At 67.2% G+C, this 15,908-nt stretch carries 16 protein-coding genes and 2 pseudogenes; 8 read left to right on the plus strand and 10 right to left on the minus strand.

Annotated features, from left to right (window positions below):
* Positions 1-52: 52 nt before the first annotated feature.
* Together AC5Y5E_RS00955 and AC5Y5E_RS00960 are read right to left on the minus strand one after the other, a co-directional pair.
* Positions 53-487: pseudogene (locus AC5Y5E_RS00955) on the minus strand (CAP domain-containing protein); the annotation flags it as partial.
* A 41-nt stretch (positions 488-528) separates the two neighbouring features.
* Complete coding sequence (locus tag AC5Y5E_RS00960) at positions 529-915, minus strand: SpoIIAA family protein (protein WP_499901825.1); 387 nt, start codon at positions 913-915, stop codon at positions 529-531.
* A gap of 265 nt (positions 916-1,180) precedes the next feature.
* On the opposite strand from AC5Y5E_RS00960, the gene AC5Y5E_RS00965 reads away from it, so the two are divergent.
* Positions 1,181-1,414 carry a hypothetical protein gene (locus tag AC5Y5E_RS00965; protein WP_499901141.1) on the plus strand — a complete coding sequence of 78 codons (234 nt, stop codon included), beginning with the start codon at positions 1,181-1,183 and terminating at the stop codon, positions 1,412-1,414.
* A 171-nt stretch (positions 1,415-1,585) separates the two neighbouring features.
* Positions 1,586-3,115, plus strand: coding sequence for an Hsp70 family protein (locus tag AC5Y5E_RS00970; protein WP_499901142.1), 1,530 nt, complete (start codon positions 1,586-1,588; stop codon positions 3,113-3,115).
* On the opposite strand, the gene AC5Y5E_RS00975 is transcribed toward AC5Y5E_RS00970, so the two are convergent.
* Positions 3,116-3,580 (minus strand): cyclic nucleotide-binding domain-containing protein, encoded by a 465-nt coding sequence (locus AC5Y5E_RS00975; RefSeq protein ID WP_499901143.1) that lies wholly within the window; start codon positions 3,578-3,580, stop codon positions 3,116-3,118. It lies immediately after the preceding gene.
* Between the two features lie 102 nt (positions 3,581-3,682).
* Between AC5Y5E_RS00975 and AC5Y5E_RS00980 the strand changes: the two are divergent.
* Both AC5Y5E_RS00980 and AC5Y5E_RS00985 read left to right on the plus strand, forming a co-directional pair.
* A pseudogene (locus AC5Y5E_RS00980) lies at positions 3,683-3,823 on the plus strand (polyphosphate kinase 2); the annotation flags it as partial.
* 28 nt (positions 3,824-3,851) lie between these two features.
* On the plus strand, positions 3,852-4,676 hold the full coding sequence (locus AC5Y5E_RS00985; RefSeq protein ID WP_499901144.1) for an oxidoreductase: 825 nt from the start codon (positions 3,852-3,854) through the stop codon (positions 4,674-4,676).
* Here AC5Y5E_RS00985 and AC5Y5E_RS00990 read toward each other — a convergent pair.
* From AC5Y5E_RS00990 to AC5Y5E_RS01010, 5 genes are all read right to left on the minus strand, one after another.
* On the minus strand, positions 4,660-6,195 hold the full coding sequence (locus tag AC5Y5E_RS00990; protein WP_499901145.1) for an AMP-binding protein: 1,536 nt from the start codon (positions 6,193-6,195) through the stop codon (positions 4,660-4,662). The two genes, AC5Y5E_RS00985 and AC5Y5E_RS00990, sit on opposite strands and share 17 nt — an antisense overlap.
* Before the next feature lie 3 nt (positions 6,196-6,198).
* Complete coding sequence (locus tag AC5Y5E_RS00995) at positions 6,199-7,716, minus strand: aldehyde dehydrogenase family protein (protein ID WP_499901826.1); 1,518 nt, start codon at positions 7,714-7,716, stop codon at positions 6,199-6,201.
* A 150-nt stretch (positions 7,717-7,866) separates the two neighbouring features.
* The gene (locus tag AC5Y5E_RS01000) at positions 7,867-8,973 is read right to left on the minus strand and encodes an NDMA-dependent alcohol dehydrogenase (RefSeq protein WP_499901146.1); all 1,107 of its coding nucleotides are present in this window, start codon (positions 8,971-8,973) and stop codon (positions 7,867-7,869) included.
* The gene (locus AC5Y5E_RS01005; protein WP_499901147.1) at positions 8,970-10,241 is read right to left on the minus strand and encodes a cytochrome P450; all 1,272 of its coding nucleotides are present in this window, start codon (positions 10,239-10,241) and stop codon (positions 8,970-8,972) included. Before AC5Y5E_RS01005 ends, AC5Y5E_RS01000 begins: the two co-directional genes overlap by 4 nt.
* An 88-nt stretch (positions 10,242-10,329) precedes the next feature.
* Entirely contained in the window at positions 10,330-11,628 is a 1,299-nt protein-coding gene (locus AC5Y5E_RS01010) for a sensor histidine kinase (RefSeq protein WP_499901148.1), read from the minus strand.
* Positions 11,629-11,664: 36 nt separating this feature from the next.
* Between AC5Y5E_RS01010 and AC5Y5E_RS01015 the strand changes: the two genes are divergently transcribed.
* Positions 11,665-12,339 (plus strand): response regulator, encoded by a 675-nt coding sequence (locus AC5Y5E_RS01015; RefSeq protein WP_499901149.1) that lies wholly within the window; start codon positions 11,665-11,667, stop codon positions 12,337-12,339.
* Here AC5Y5E_RS01015 and AC5Y5E_RS01020 read toward each other — a convergent pair.
* Entirely contained in the window at positions 12,332-12,526 is a 195-nt protein-coding gene (locus AC5Y5E_RS01020; RefSeq protein WP_499880043.1) for a ferredoxin, read from the minus strand. The genes AC5Y5E_RS01015 and AC5Y5E_RS01020 overlap by 8 nt on opposite strands.
* A gap of 137 nt (positions 12,527-12,663) precedes the next feature.
* On the opposite strand from AC5Y5E_RS01020, the gene AC5Y5E_RS01025 reads away from it, so the two are divergent.
* Both AC5Y5E_RS01025 and AC5Y5E_RS01030 read left to right on the plus strand, forming a co-directional pair.
* Positions 12,664-13,440 carry an enoyl-CoA hydratase/isomerase family protein gene (locus AC5Y5E_RS01025; protein WP_499901150.1) on the plus strand — a complete coding sequence of 259 codons (777 nt, stop codon included), beginning with the start codon at positions 12,664-12,666 and terminating at the stop codon, positions 13,438-13,440.
* A 22-nt stretch (positions 13,441-13,462) separates the two neighbouring features.
* Positions 13,463-14,812: an acyl-CoA dehydrogenase family protein gene (locus tag AC5Y5E_RS01030; RefSeq protein WP_499901151.1), complete on the plus strand. Its 1,350-nt coding sequence runs from the start codon at positions 13,463-13,465 to the stop codon at positions 14,810-14,812.
* On the opposite strand, the gene AC5Y5E_RS01035 is transcribed toward AC5Y5E_RS01030, so the two are convergent.
* Positions 14,809-15,495: an MspA family porin gene (locus AC5Y5E_RS01035; RefSeq protein ID WP_499901827.1), complete on the minus strand. Its 687-nt coding sequence runs from the start codon at positions 15,493-15,495 to the stop codon at positions 14,809-14,811. The genes AC5Y5E_RS01030 and AC5Y5E_RS01035 overlap by 4 nt on opposite strands.
* A gap of 165 nt (positions 15,496-15,660) precedes the next feature.
* On the opposite strand from AC5Y5E_RS01035, the gene AC5Y5E_RS01040 reads away from it, so the two are divergent.
* Positions 15,661-15,906 (plus strand): hypothetical protein, encoded by a 246-nt coding sequence (locus tag AC5Y5E_RS01040; RefSeq protein WP_499901152.1) that lies wholly within the window; start codon positions 15,661-15,663, stop codon positions 15,904-15,906.
* Positions 15,907-15,908: the final 2 nt, after the last annotated feature.

Consider the following 15,908-nt stretch of genomic DNA (forward strand, 5'->3'; position numbering starts at 1 on the left):
CTTTCGAAGAGTGTCATCAGAATCCAATCGTTCATCTCGACGCCCGACCGGCTGGCGCCCCGTACATGGCAACGACCACGCTGCGGTCAAGGCTGTTCTGCGACCACACGCCCATCTGCGTGTAGGCGCAGTTCCGCATGATCGCCAGGTAGGCGGGGTTGTAGTACCACTGGTTGATGACCTCGATGTTGTTGATGGCCAGCGCAGGGTTGATCGCGACGGTCTCGGCGACACCGCCTTCATAGCCGGCCGCGTTTGCCCGCTGCTGTGGAGTCGAACCATCGGAGCCGATGTCGCCGTCCAGAGAGCGGTTGCCGAGTACGTCATCGGTGTGCCATTGCGCCGCCAGTTGCAGCTGTGGGTTGATTTTCACATCATTGGTGCAACCGGCATTGTGTTGGACGGTGTAGACGTTAGCGACGACGCCGTCGTTGAGCCGCTTGTTGTCCGCCTTCGCAATTGGTGTGCCGCCGAGGGATTGACCCATGACAACGACGGTCAGTATTGGCAGCCAAGCGTCGTGAGGTTTCATTCGCCATCGCGCTTGCCGTGGGGTTGCACGATCCATTGGCGCGCATCATCGGCTTTCGCCTCGTCAAACGTGCGGTACCTCCCGGGCCACAGAAATCCGAACAGCTCACTGAATTTGGCCATCTGCTTGACCCATTCCACGTCGCTGACGATCGCGCAGCGATCCCAGTCAAAGTAGTGGCCGATACCGAACTTGGAATCCGCCCAGACGGCTCCCGGACCGAAACTGGCGAAGTCGGGCGCGATCTCGAGATAGATCCCCACCCTGTCGTGCCGAGTCAGCTTGTCTTCGAAGCCGGGTATGAGAACACCGTCGTAATCCGCCTTGGTCACGTGCCCGTGGAAAGCAAACGCGGCGACGTCGTCGGGGAAACCCTCGAGCATCTCGATCACGCCGCCTCCTCACCGAACAAAATCGCAGGTGGGGACATCGTCTCTGGGCCGGACGTGACCGCCTAGGGGCCAAAGTCATCGGAAGATGCGACCGGTGGCAGCTATTTCGAAGCCCGCAGTTGGACATCGGCGGCCCGCGCGCGCCGCGCGCGGTTGAGGTAGTCAACTACGCATGCCACGAAGCGATCGCCGACCTTACGGTGGTAGCGCCAAAGACCCGCCCGGTCAGGGCGCCGCATCGGAAAGGAGGTGGACGATGTTGGTATCACCAACGGGACTCGACGAGCCCATCAGTCAACAGCCCTCGGCTGCTCCGTCGGTGGAGGTGACATCCGCCGAGGTTCTGATCAGCACCCAGCAGGTGGTGTTCAGCACCGCGGCCGCTCTGGGCGCGCGCCGCGACAGCGCCGGCCCGCCGCGAAGGCACTACCCGAAGCATTACGGGTTCCTCGAGAGCGCCCTGATGTCTCGCGAAATGGAACGACTATGAACGTCGTCGTCACTCTCGCGTCCGCGGTCGTGATGGTGATGATCGCGAAGGGCACCTACAGCCTGCAATGGCGGCTCGAGCGCGCCGACTACAACCGCCATTTCGAGGATTGACCGCCCACGCCGGGAAAGGATGGTGCCGGAAAGCGTGGCGCAGTCGTAAAATTGCGCGATGAGAGTCGGCATCGACTTCGGCACCACCCACACCGTCGTTGCGGCCGTCGACCGGGGAAACTATCCGGTCATCTCGTTCGACGGCCTGGACGCGTGGCCTTCGCTCATCGCCGCCAACACCGACGGGCAGTTGCGGTTCGGGGTCGATGCCGCCGCCGCGCGCCACGAGCCTGGCTGGTCGGTGCTGCGATCGTTCAAACGCCTCCTCAACGACGCCGGCCCGCAGACCGAGGTGAACCTGGCGGGCCGCAACCACCGGCTGGCCGACCTGCTCACCGGGTTTCTGGCCGCGCTGAAGACCGACCTGCAAAGCCGCTCGAATGCCACCCTCGCGCCCGGCGAGACCGTCGAGGCCGCGATCAGCGTGCCCGCCAACGCCTCCAGCGCCCAGCGCCTGCTGACCCTGGACGCCTTCGTCGCGGCGGGTTTCCACGTCGTCGCGCTGCTGAACGAGCCGTCGGCCGCCAGCCTCGAGTACGCGCACCGGTACCGCTCCACCATCACCGCCAAGCGCGAGCATGTCCTCATCTACGACCTCGGCGGCGGCACCTTCGACGCGTCGCTGCTGCGGATGACCGGGCACGAGAACGAGGTCGTGGTCAGCGAGGGCATCCAGCGCCTCGGCGGTGACGACTTCGACGAGGCGATCGTCGACCTGGTCCTCGACCGGCTGAACCTGCGCGGGGTGGATCCCGCCAGGCGCGAGCTGCTCAAGGACGAGTGCGCCGCCCGCAAGGAGGCCGTCGGGCCGCAGACGCGCCGCTTCCTGGTGGACCTCACCGGAATCGACGCGGTCGACCGGCCCCCGTTCTCCTGCGGCATCGACGACGTCTACTCCGTGTGTGCGCCGCTCGTCGACCGGACGACCGAACTGCTGCACCGGGTCCTCCACGATCCCGCGCGGGGCGGCAAGGACGTGGCCTGGTCGGAGGTGGCGGGCATCTACGTGGTGGGCGGGGCCGGGGGCTTCCCGCTGGTCGCCCGGATGCTGCGCACGGCCTTCGGCGAGAAGCGGGTGAAACGCTCCCCGCACCCGTTCGCGGCGACGGCCATCGGCCTGGCGGTCTTCCTGGACAAGGAAGCGGGTTTCGCATTGTCCGAACGCTTTTCGCGGCACTTCGGGGTCTTCCGGGAGGCGCAGGCGGGGACCGACGTCGTCTTCGATCCGATCGTGCCCAAGGACGCGTCGCTTCCGGCCGACGGGCGCACCCCGCTGGTGATCCGGCGGACCTACCGGGCGGCGCACAACATCGGCCACTTCCGGTTCGTGGAGTGCAGCCGCCTGGTCAACGGGCGGCCCGACGGCGACGTCACGCCGTATGACCCGGTGCTCTTCCCGTTCGACCCGGCCCTGCGCGACCGGGACGACCTCGGGCGCCAGCCGGTCGGGCGGTGGAGCGAGGGCCCGGATGTCGAGGAGCGCTACGTCGTCGCCCCCAGCGGCGCGGTGCAGGTGACGCTGACGACGCGGCCGGCCGGCTTCGAGCGCACCTTCCGGCTGGAGCGCTGCGCCGCTGCGGGCGGGTGATCATTCGATGGCGTCGGCGTAAATGTCCAAGAGCCGGAACCGGGTCGCGTCGAGATGCTCGCCGAGAATCGCGATAACCCGCTTCTGCAACTCGTAACCGAGTTCGTGATCCTCCTCGCACTTCCGGCGCAGGCACTTGCCGTCGAAGACGATCGCTCGCGTCGGCTCCGCCGCGCGCGCATCGAACCGTGAATTGTATGGCGGCACCAGCCATGACCAGCCGAGGATCTCGCCGTCTCCGAGGGTCTGCACCGTCACAGGGCCGCGACCCGGAAGGTGGGTTTCGAGCGCGATCCTGCCGCTGCGAATGAGGTAGAAATGATCGGCCGGGCTGCCCTGCCGGAAGATCAACTCACCTGCGGCGAAGCGCACGTTGGCCGCGCACCCGACCGCCAGCTCCAAATAGCGCGGTTCGATCCCGCCGAAGAACGGGTGCCCGGCCAGAACGCCTTCCAGCGTCCTCATCACGTCATCCCTTCGCTGGTGGCAGTCAGCGCTGCACACTGACCCCTGATGACTATTAGGGCACCGTCGCCTTCAGGCCACAAGGCCTGCGGCCTGCTCCAAGTGGTCCGCAGCAACGACAAGAAGCGGGCCCGGATCAACGCCATGCGCTACGTTCTCGCCAAGTCCGACTACGACGACAAGGACCATGAGGTCGTGGGCGAGCCGGACCCGCAGATCGTGGGACGCGCTTTGATGGACTGAGCCGCGCCCGACCGGAAGGAGACACGCCATGTCCACCTGGCTCATCACCGGCTGCTCGACCGGGCTCGGCCGCGCGCTGGCCGAGGCCGTCATCGCGGCCGGGCACAACGCCGTCGTCACCGCGCGTGACGTCGCGAAGGTGTCCGACCTGGGCCCGACGGAGCGGGTGCTCGCCGTCGCGCTCGACGTCACCGATCCCGCGCAGGTCGCCGCCGCGGTGCGGCAGGCCGACGAGCGGTTCGGCGGTGTGGACGTTCTGGTCAACAACGCCGGCTACGGCTATCGCGCCGCGGTGGAGGAAGGCGACGACGCGGAGGTGCGCGAGTTGTTCGAGACGCACTTCTTCGGCAGCGTCGCGATGATCAAGGCCGTCCTGCCGGGGATGCGCGCACGCCGCAGCGGCGCGATCGTGAACATCTCCTCGATCGGCGCAACCGTCACCCCGGTGGGATCCGGGTACTACGCGGCCACCAAGGCCGCCATCGAGGGGATGAGCGGGGCCCTGCGCGGTGAGCTGGCGCCGCTGGGCATCTCGGTGACGGTCGTGGAGCCCGGCGCGTTCCGCACCGACTTCGCCGGCCGCTCGCTCGCGCAGACGGCCACGGTCATCGACGACTACGCGGGCACCGCGGGGCAGCGCCGCAAGGAAAACGACACGATGCACGGCAACCAGGCCGGCGACCCCGCCAAGGCGGCCACCGCGATCATCGCGGCGGTCGAGTCGAGCGAGCCGCCCGGATTCCTGCTCCTCGGCCCGGACGCCCTGGGCCTCTACCGCTACGTCGCCGATGCCCGTGCGGCCGAGATCGCGAAATGGGAACCGCTGACTACGGGAACTAACCTGGGACCGTAACCTTTTGCCGCAGCTTGCTTTTGACGAGCTTGCCGGTCGGGGTTCGGGGTAGGTCATCGACGAAGTCGACCGTGCGGGGCGCCTTGTAGTGCGCGATCCGATCGCGGACGTAGTCGATGAGTTCTTTTGCGAGGGAACCCGATCCGCGCACACCGGGCGCGAGCTGGACGAGCGCTTTCACTTCCTCGCCCATCTCGGGATGCGGTACGCCGATGACGGCGACATCGAACACCGCGGGGTGCAAGGCGAGGGCATTCTCTACCTCCTGTGGGTAGATGTTGACCCCGCCGGAGATGATCATGAAGGACTTTCGGTCGGTCAGGTACAGGAAGCCCTCATCGTCGAGATAGCCGAGGTCGCCGACGGTCGTCCAGAACGGATGTTTCGGGTGGCAGGCTGCGGCCGTCTTTTCGGGGTCGTTGTGGTATTCGAAGGGCAAATGATCGCGTTCGAAGTACACCGTGCCGACCGCACCCGCGGGCAGCTCGCCACCGTTGTCGTCGCAGATGTGCAACACGCCGAGCACACTTCGGCCGACCGACCCGGGGTGGGTGAGCCATTGCCGAGAATCGATGAACGTAAGGCCGTGCGCCTCGGTGGAGCCGTAGAACTCGTAAAGGACTGGGCCGAGCCACTCGATCATCGCCCGTTTGACGTCGATGGGGCAGGGCGCGGCCGAATGCATGAGCATCCGCAGGCTCGACAGGTCGTAACGGGCCCGGGTGGTCTCGCCGAGTTTGAGCAGGCGCACGAACATGGTGGGAACCAGCTGCGCGACGGTGACCCCATACCGCTCGATGTAACGCAGGGTGGCCTCGGCGTCGAACTTCTTCGCCAGTACCACCGTCCCACCGAGCGCCTGCACCATGCCGCACCAGCGCAGGGGCGCGGCGTGGTAGACCGGCGCCGGAGAGAGGTATACGTCGGTGGCTTGGATACCGTAAAAATGGCTCGCCATCGCCACGATCGGATCCCCCGGTTCGTCGACTCGCCGGTCCGGTAGCCGGGGCTTGACGCCCTTGGGGAATCCCGTGGTGCCAGAGGAGTACAGCATGACGGCGCCGGATGGTTCGCCGTCCAAGCGGGGACCGGCCTCGGCGAGGGCGGTTTCGTAAGAGGCGTAACCGGGCACATCGCCGGCGAAAGCCAACCGCAGTCCGGGGTTGTCGGCCTGCGCGGCGACTTGGGCCGCCAGGTCGGCCAGCGCGGCCGAGACAATCAGGGCGCGCGCCCCAGAGTCGCGCACGATGTACGCGGCCTCCTGTGCTGTCAGATGGTGATTGACGGCCGTGATGTACAGGCCCGATCGTTGTGTCGCCCAATACACCTCGAAGACCTGGGCGGCGTTGTCGGACAGCAGGGCGACGACATCGCCACGGCGGAGCCCGGCGTCGTGCAGCACCCGCGCCAGCGCGGCGGAGTTGTCGTCGAGTTGCCGGTAGGTCAGGACTTCTCCGGACTCCGCCAGAATGACCGCGGGGCGCTCAGGGTCATTACCCGCGTGGGTACCCGGGTACATCGATCAGTTCGCCGCGACGGCCGAAACGACAACGGGATACACCCGCTTGGCACGGTCGTTCGTCAAATCCATATGCACGAACTTCTGCTCGGTGTACTCGTCGAGCGCGTGGGGCCCGAGCTCGCGCCCCAAACCGCTTTGCTTCATACCGCCGAAGGGGAACATCGCATTGACCATGTGCCAGTCGTTGATCCACACCGTGCCCGATTCCAACTGGCGGGCGATACCCAGCGCGCGTTCATTGTCCGTGCTCCACACGCCCGCGGACAATCCGTACTCGCTGTCGTTGGCGATGGCGACCGCCTCTGCGTCGTCGGCGTACTTGATCACCACCAGCACCGGCCCGAAGATCTCCTCGCGCGCCACCCGCATGTCGTTTGTCGCGTCGCTCAGAATGGTCGGCGCGACCCAATGGCCATCCGCGAGTTCGGCTTCGGCAGGCACCGCGCCCTGGAACGCGAGCTTGCATCCCGCCTCTTGTCCGAGCGCGATGTACTTCTCCACGCGCGCTTTCTGTTTGGCGGATATCAGCGGGCCGATGTCGGTGGCCGGGTCCATCGGATTACCCACGACAAGGGTGGATGCGCGAGCGACCAGCCGTCGCATGAACTCGTCGTGAATCGATTCGTGCACCAGCAGCCGGGTTCCGGACTCGCAGGCCTGACCACACATCAGCAAGAATCCGAACAGCGTTCCGTCGACCGCCAAATCCAGGTCGGCGTCGTCGCAGACAATGTTGGCACCCTTGCCGCCCAACTCGAGGGTGACCTTCTTGACGTTGTCGGCGGCGGCACGCATCACGGTCTTGCCGACTTCGGTTGAGCCGGTGAAAGCCACCTTGCGCACGTCGGGGTGTTCGGCGAGCCGGGCGCCGACGACCGGCCCGGGCCCGGTGACGATGTTCAGCACCCCCGCCGGCAGTCCGACTTCGTCGGCGGCCCTGGCTAATTCGAGCAGCGTCAGCGGAGTCTGGTCGTCGGGTTTCAGCACGATCGTGTTGCCGGCCGCCAAAGCGGGGCCCAGCTTCCACACCGCCAGCAGCAACGGGAAGTTCCACGGCACGATGCCGGCGCAGACCCCCACGGGCTCGCGACGAAGCAGGCCGGCGGCCAGCGTGGGCGCTTCCATGAAGGGCCCGGTTTCCTCGAACACATACGACCGCGCCAGCGAGGCAAAGTATTTCAGATGGGCGATCGAGAAGCCCAACAGAAAAGCACCCGCCGACCGTGCCGTTGCGCCGTTTTCGCGAACCTGCAGCGCGGTCAACTCGTCGAACCGCGCGGCGAGGTTGTCGGCGATCGCATCGAGGATCCGGGCCCGCTCGGTCGGGGGCGTCAGTCGCCAGACACCGGAGGCATGTGCCGCCTTTGCCGCTGCGACGGCCTCGTCGGCCGCGGCGACATCGCCCCGGGCCACGGTCGCGACCAACTCATCCGTAGCGGGATCGCGCACCTCCAAGCTGCTTGACGTGTCGCGCCACCGCCCGTCGATGTACATCGGATAGTGCGGAATGCCGGTCATGTCGTCCTCGCTCTTGTTCATCGGATCGGTCGGCGCCATCGTGCGAAGCTTCTGAATCGGTCGGCGGCGTGGTGCGCTGCGCTGACCCCGGCCGGGATGCCCAGCGGGGCAGCGAAAATGACGATAATTATGACGAGGCTCATGAACGGTTCAGAACCGGATCAGCCCGCGGAGATTGACCCCGGCGTGCAGGTCGGCGTAGCCCGTGTTGATCTCCTCGAGGGTGTACTCACGGGTGACGAGTTCGTCGAGCTTCAGCCGGCCGGCGCGGTAGAGGTCGAGCATCCGGGGTATGTCGTGCCGGGGATTGGACGATCCGAAAAGCGAACCGCGAACCTGCTTCTCGTACAGAGTCAAATCGAACAGCGACAGGTCGACGCTGGTGTCGGTGGGGTGCGGAATCGCGGTCATCACCACTCTCCCGCGCTTGCCGACCAGGCTCAGGGCCTGCGCCACATAGGCCCCCTCGGCCGAGTCGGTGCTGACCACGCAGACGTCGGCCAGCTGTCCGCGCGTCAGATCGGTGATCAAGGCTTGGGCCTCCGCGACGGTCGCCGCGGTGTGGGTGGCGCCGAACTCGAGGGAGCGGGACCGTTTGTACTCCACGGGATCGAGGGCGACGATGACGCGTGCCCCGGCGATCCGCGCGCCCTGCACCGCGTTCATGCCGATCCCGCCAACTCCCATGACCACCACGGTGTCGCCGTCCCGCGCTTCGCCCGTACGCACCATGCTGCCGTAACCGGTGGTGACCCCGCATCCGACCAGAGCGGCGGTGTCCAGCGCGGTGGACGGGTCCACCTTGATCACCGAGGCCAGTGGCACCACCGTGTACTCGGAGAACGTTCCCAGCACGCACATTTGGCCCAGCCCTTGGCCTTTGGCGTGGAACCGGAAAGTGCCGTCGAGTTGCGGCCCCGCGATGATGGCCGCGCCGAGCACACACAGATTGCTCATGCCGCGCGAACACGGTTCGCAGCGACCGCAGGCCGGAATGAAACTCAGCGCCACCGAATCTCCTGGGGAGACTTCGGTGACACCCGGTCCGACATCGACGACGACGCCGGCGCCCTCATGCCCACCGACCACCGGTAGCTGCATCGGCATGTCGCCGGTGATCAGGTGGTCATCGGAGTGGCACAGCCCGGCCGCGGCCATTTTGACCAGGACCTCGTTCTCCTTGGGCCCGTCGAGGTCGACCTCTTCGACCTCCCACTTCTGGTGCAACCCCCACAGCACCGCTGCTTTGGTTTTCATCGTTCCGGCGTCCAGGTCGCGGGCAGGCTGTTTACGCCGTTGATGAAGTTGGCCAGGGCGTAGTTGGGCTCCGGCGCCGAGATGTCCGGGATGCGCGTATAGACCTCGGTCAGCAACGCCTTGAGCATGGTGCGGGCCAGCGCAGCGCCCAGGCAGAAGTGCGGACCACCCCCACCGAAGGCAATATGCGGGTTCGGGTTTCGCAGGACGTTGAACGAATGCGGATCCTCGAAGACGTCCTCGTCCCGGTTGCCCGAGTAGTACCACAGCACGACCTTGTCGCCGGCCTTGATGTCCGAGCCCCGCACGGTGATGTCCTGGGTCGCGGTGCGGCGCATGTGCAGCAGCGGCGATCCCCAGCGCAAGACCTCCTCGACGGCGGTGCCAACCCGGCCCTCGACGTCCTCGACGAGCAGCGCGCGCTGGTCGGGGAACTTCGAAAGTGCGGCGATGGCATGGGCCGAGGCGTGCCGCGTGGTGTCGTTGGACGCGACGCCCATCAACACGAAGAACGCCTTCAGCTCGTCGTCGGTCATCTTCTTGCCGTCGAACTCGGCCTGCACCATCCAGGTCATCAGGTCATCACCGGGGTTGGCCCGCCGCTGGGGGATCAGCACCGTCGCCACCTCGTGCAGGTCCATCACGGCGCCCATGAACAGTTCGAGTTCGCTCTGCTCGCCGCGGATGTTCGGGTCTGTCCATCCGACGAGCCGCTGGGCGGCGGTCACTGCCTTGTCCCGCAGTTCGCCTTCGGGCAGCCCGAAGAAGCTGCCGAAGATGCGGCCGGGCAGCTTGACGGACACGAGCTGAACGAAGTCGCCCTCGCCGAGGTGGGCCATCTCGCTGACGAGGTCGTGGGCGTGACCGCGGATCCAGCCCTCCAGCCGGCGCACGTTCTTGGGCTTGAACGCCTCCGTGGTGATGCCGCGCAGCTGGGTGTGCCGGGGGGCGTCCATCGCGATGAACGACTGTGCGATCTCGACGGCTTCGGGGGCGAAGTCCTCCATCGTGATGCCTTGCGCCGAGGAGAAGATCTCCGGGTGGCGGCTGGCCATCCGGATGTCCTCTTGCTTGGTCAGCGACCAGAAGCCCTTGGTGTTGAGCTCGGGGGGCAGCAGATCCGACTCCGCCGGGCGGCTCCACGGCACGGGGTTCTCCGCGCGCAGGACGGCGAACGCGGCGTCCCGCTCTTCCGGGGGTTTCGCCCAGAACGCGCGGGCGCTCAGATCGATGTCCTTATGGGTGGGGGCCGTTGTGGGTGCGGTCATGTGGCCATGCTGACCAGCGCGGCGGCGGCGCGGCACAGCCCCGAGTGCCAATCACTGGCCTGTACGGGCCAGCGGGTGGAACCCGCGATCAGGCGAGGGGTGCGCGGAAGGTGGCGACGAGGCCGCCGCCGTCGCGCGCGGCGAAGTCCACCCGTCCGCCCATCGCTTCGGCGATCTGCTGCACGATCCACAGGCCGAGCCCGGCGGTGCCACGTTGGCCGCCGACGCTGACGTACTTGGTGGTCAGCTCGCCGAAGCTTTCGGCCGGGACACCCGGCCCCCGGTCGGCCACCGTGAAGACCAACTCGCCACCTTCCCGCGAGCACGTGACGTCGACCGGCTCACGTCGGCCGTGCCGCGAGGCGTTCTCCAGCAGGTTGGTCAGCACCCGGCGCAGCCCCTGAGCGTTCACGGCCACGGCGTCGACGTCGCCGCTGACGCTCAGCCGCAACCGCGGTGCCGCCAGCCCTACGGCGTCGGCGGCGGCAACGATGAGATCGGCCACGTCGACGCGGCGAACCCGGCCCGCCGAGAACGTCGGCCGGCGGCTCAGCGCGACGTCGGACAGGGCGTCGAGCATGTCGGCCAGGTGGCGCACGTGCCGGGCCACCAGCTGCAGACTTGTGTCCCGGTCGACATCCGACATTGGTTGCGTTGAAGTCAGCGCCTCGGTCAGCGCCTCCAAGGACGTCACAGGGGTGCGGAATTCGTGCACCAGCACCTGCAATCCATCCTGCTGCGACTGGTAGGACCGCAGCAGGCGCGCCCTCAGGTCGCGTTCCTCCTCGGCGGCGGCGTGCTCGGCCTCGGCCTCGACCAGCGCATGCAGCCGGGAGCGGTGTTCGCGTTCGGCCAGCGCGGACAGCCCCGCGGTGATGATCGCGACGAAGATCAGAAACACCGCCGACCAGCCCGCCTGTAGTCCCGGAGCCGCCGTCACCGGAAGCCTCGGCGACGACGTCAGCGCCACGGGGATGTAGGCGGTGCCCAAAAGCACCGCGACCAGCAGGGTTTCGCCGAACGACAGCCGCGCCGCCGAGGCGATCACCGCCAGCGCCAACACCGGGACCACCGGGCTGTACACGCCGCCGCTCAAGGCGATGAGCGCAAGCGTAAACGCGGAGTCGAAGCCGGTGACCAGCCACGAATACCGGGTGCGCCGGACCTCCAGCTGCGGGTAGGCCATCACTACGCCCGAGTAGACGATCGCGGCGCCCAACACCGCCAAGGTGGCCGCGGTGTGCTGACGGAGCCACTGGGGTCCGATCGCCAGCAGCACGCCGATTGATATGACCACGGCGACCCGCACCGCGACGACGGTGCGGGCCAGCCCGTAGTCCTCGCCGTCGAAGTCCACCGTGGTTCTGAGCTGATCGAGCGGTCTCACCCGGCTGACCATAGAGTTGGGGCTAGCATCGCGGCAATGACTCGCACGCCGTATGTCGTGGTGATCGTGGACGACCATGAGCTGTTTGCGCAGGGCCTGGCCCTGCTGCTCACCCGCGAATGGGGCGAACTCTTCACGGTCGGCGGCCAGACGACATACGTGGAAGAGGCCGCCGACCTGGCGGCCCGCTGTGACGCCGATGTCGCGATCATCGACCTCTCGATGCCGCCCCTGGGCGGGGTGGCCGCCATCCGCCACATCAAGGCGCGCCGGCCAACGACCCGGATCCTGGCGCTGTCGGGGACCGACGACCTGGCGTTGGCCGAGGAGGCGTTGCGGGCCGGCGCCGACGGCTTTCTACCCAAAACCGCACGGCCCGAGGCGCTGGCGGGGCCACTATGGACGGTCGCGGAGGGCCTGCGGGTCATCGACGGCGCGCTGCTCGATGCGCTGCTGAGCAACATCCGCAAGCCGCCGCCCGAGCTGCTCGACAACCTCAGCGCCCAGGACCTCCAACTGTGGACCCTTCTCGCTACCGGCATGGAAACCGGCGACATCGCCGACCGGATGCTGGTGTCCGAGCGCACCGCCAAACGCATGGTGGCGACGCTGCTGCACAAACTCGGGGTCAGCAACCGCGTTGCCGCCGCCGCGTTGGCCGGGCGCTACCGGTTGCTCGACGACGTTGCGGAAACGGGCCGGATCAGTTAAGGATCCGGATCGCTTGGGCCGGGCACATCGCGGCTGCCCGAATCACCCGTTCGCGGTCCGCTTCGGGCGGGTCCGGCTGGAGTACCACCACTTGTTCGGCGCCGTCGGGAATGTCGAAAACATCGGGAGCCCCCAGTAGGCACTGCCCGTGTCCCTCGCACAGGTCGTAGTCGACGGTGATGTGCATGAGAGCCAGTATCAGCCCCGGCCGGCCACCGCCGTCGGTCCGTAAGCGCCAGATATGGCCCGTTCGGGCCAGAGAATAGCTTCGCGCTTTTGGAGAAGGTTATTCTCCTGAGCCGAGAGACGCTTTACGATCGGTGGGTGCCACACACGCTCGAACTCGACCGGCCGGCCGACGGCGTCGTCGTCGTGCGGCTGAACCGCCCGGAGCGGCTGAACGCGATCAACGAGGCCATGCAATTCGAATTGGCCGCGGCGCTGGGTGATTTGGCGAGCGACCGGTCGGTGCGTGCGGTCGTCCTCACGGGCGCCGGTCGCGGCTTTTGCGCCGGGATCGACATGCGCGACTTCGGGCCCAATGTGCCCGAGGCGAGCGCCCCCGCCCTGGACCGCATGCGCTTCCAGGAGGGCATGGCCGCGCTCGCCGAGGGCGTGCGCACCCTCCCGCAGCCGGTCATCGCCGCCGTCAACGGCCCGTGCGTCGGCGCGGGGTTCGCGCTGTGCCTGGCCGCCGACATCCGGATCTGTTCGGCCGACGCCTCGTTCGGCAACGCCGCCATCCTGCTCGGGCTTTCCGGCGCCGAGATGGGCATGAGCTACCACCTCCCCCGCATCGTCGGCACCAGCGTCGCGGCCGACTGGATGCTGACCGGACGCACGGTCTCGGCCGCCGAGGCGGATCGGCGCGGGCTGGTCAGCGAGATCGTCGAACCGGATCGGTTGCTCGAGCGCGCGACGGAGTTGGCAGAGCTGATCGCCGGCCTGGCCCCGCTCGGCGTGCAGCTGACAAAGCGTGCGCTGCAGGTGAATACCGACGCGGCGAGCCTGTCGTCGGCCCTGGAGCTGGAGAACCGCAACCAGGTGCTCTCGCACGCGACCGAGGAAGCGGCCGAACGCCGAAAGAAGTGGTCCGGGTGACCGAACCAAGGAAGGACGACGGATGTCGTGGGACTTCTCCACCGACCCGCAGTGGGCCGAGCAGCTGAACTGGGTCGAGGAGTTCGTGCGCAGCGAGTGCGAACCGATCGACCTGATCGTCAAGGAGTCTCATGACCTGAACGACCCGGTGCGCCAGGCGCTGATCCCGCCGCTGCAGCAGATCGTGAAGGAGCGCGGGCTGTGGGCCACCCACCTCGGTCCGCACCTGGGCGGGCCGGGCTACGGTCAGGTGAAACTGGCGCTGCTGAACGAGATTCTGGGTCGTTCGGAAAGCGCGCCGATCGTGTTCGGCTCGCAGGCGCCAGACTCGGGCAACAGCGAGATCCTCGCGCACTACGGCACCCCTGAGCTCAAAGCGCGCTACCTCGAGCCGCTGCTGGACAACCGCATCGTGTCCTGCTTCTCGATGACCGAGCCGCAGGGCGGCGCGGACCCCAAGGTGTTCCGCACCACCGCGGTGCCCGACGGTGACCACTGGATCATCAACGGGGAGAAATGGTTTTCGTCGTTCGCGTCGATGGCGTCGTTCCTCATCGTGATGGCGATGACCGACCCCGACGCGCCACCGTACCAGCGCTACTCGATGTTCGTCGTGCCCGGCGACACCCCGGGCATCAACGTGATGCGCGACGTCGGGCTGGGGTATCAGCCGATGGGCGGCGGTCGCGAAGGGTACGTCCGTTACGAAAACGTGCGCGTGCCCGCCGATCACATGCTGGGCCCGCGCGGCGGGGCGTTCGTCGTCGCACAAACGCGCCTGGGCGGCGGGCGAATTCATCACGCCATGCGCACGGTGGGCCTGGTCCGCCGCATCTTCGACATGATCTGTGAGCGCGCGGTGTCGCGCTACACCCAGGGCGAGGTGCTGGCCAACAAGCAACTGGTCCAGGAGATGGTCGCCGACTCGTGGATGGAGATCGAGGCCTTCCGGCTGCTGACCCTCCAAACCGCTTGGAAGATCGACCAACTCAACGATTACAAGGCGGTGCGGGCGGACATCTCGGCGGTGAAGGCGATGATGCAGAAGGTGTTACACGACGTGTCGTCGCGGGCGCTTCAGCTGCACGGATCGCTGGGCACCACGCACGAGATGCCCTTCGTGCAGTACCTGGTCGAGTCGTTCGTGCTCGGCCTTGCCGACGGTCCCACCGAAGTGCACAAGGTGACGCTGGCCCGCCTGTTACTCAAGGACCGCCCGCCGGCGCCCGACCTTTTCCCCTCCGAGCACCTGCTCCGGTTGCGCGCGGCCGCCGAAGCGAAGTTCGCCGACAAGCTGGCGGGCATCCCCCGCGGCGTGGCGATCGCTAGCGCGGCGGAGCCGGGCGAAGCGGGTCGCCACCATCGGCCCTAGACGGCTTTGGTGGTGCCGACGTAGGACAAAATCACGTCGGACTGGTCGGTGATCCGCGTCAGCGTCGCATACGAGCGGATGAACGACTGTCCCACGCAGCCGTCGATCTTGACGTGGAAGTTGCTGATCATCACCCAGGGACTCGCGCCCTTGAACTCCTTCTTGATCACCGGCACCACGATCACCAGGCCGGGCTTGAGACCGACGCTGAGCACACCGTTAACGGGTGTAGAGATCAACGGCAGAATGCCCGTCGTCACACCGGGGATCAGGGCCGTGGCCCCGAGCGACGGCGTGACGCCCGCGCTACCCGCCATCGTGACGCCGTTGGAGGTGCTCATGTCGATGCCACAGCCGATCTCGTAACCCACCTCCAGCTCGCCCCGCGGCTGTTCCGGGCCGATCAGCGAGCCGACGAAGATTCCGCTCGACAGGTATTCGCGGGACGACGCCGCGGTTGTCAACGGCGCCACCGGAACCTGCGACTCGTCCTTCGCGCCGAGGCCCAGTGTCCAGCCATCGGGGGTTTGGAGGGTTGCTGGAGGGTTCGAAGGGACCAGCCCGTCGGCCGGCGGCGCCGTGGCGGCGGCCGGGTCGACTTCGGGATCGGCGCCGGCCTGGGCCGCGCTCGTCCCGAGCATGACAAGGCAGACCGCGACAGCCGCGGCGCGGCGGACGACCACGGCGATGGGCCTCACGGACGACACCGTAGGCAGTGCCGAATTCACCTGGGGGCATTTGCTGGTCGAACCGCCGCAGTTGTTTTGCATTCGTGATTGAAATGCGACTTCGGGCCGTAATGCTGGGGGGCAACCGTTTCCTTCGCCGGAGCGCTAGGATTGCCAGCTATGAAACGTCACCCGTTCGCCCTGGGCCTGCTGGCCGGTGGGATGACGGTCATGGCGGTCGCGCTCGGCGCCGGCGTCGCACACTCGGACCCGGTGGATCCCTTCACGCCGGGGCCGGGGGTTATCGATCGAATAATCACGGAGACGCCCGATCTGTACGCGTCGCCGCGCGACGAGGTCGGCCCGTCAAAGCGTTCGGATCGGGTGGGGATGATTTGCCAAAATCTGTATGCGCGGTGCCGCTGAGC

The sequence above is a fragment of the Mycobacterium sp. NGS54 genome (genome assembly GCF_059812465.1).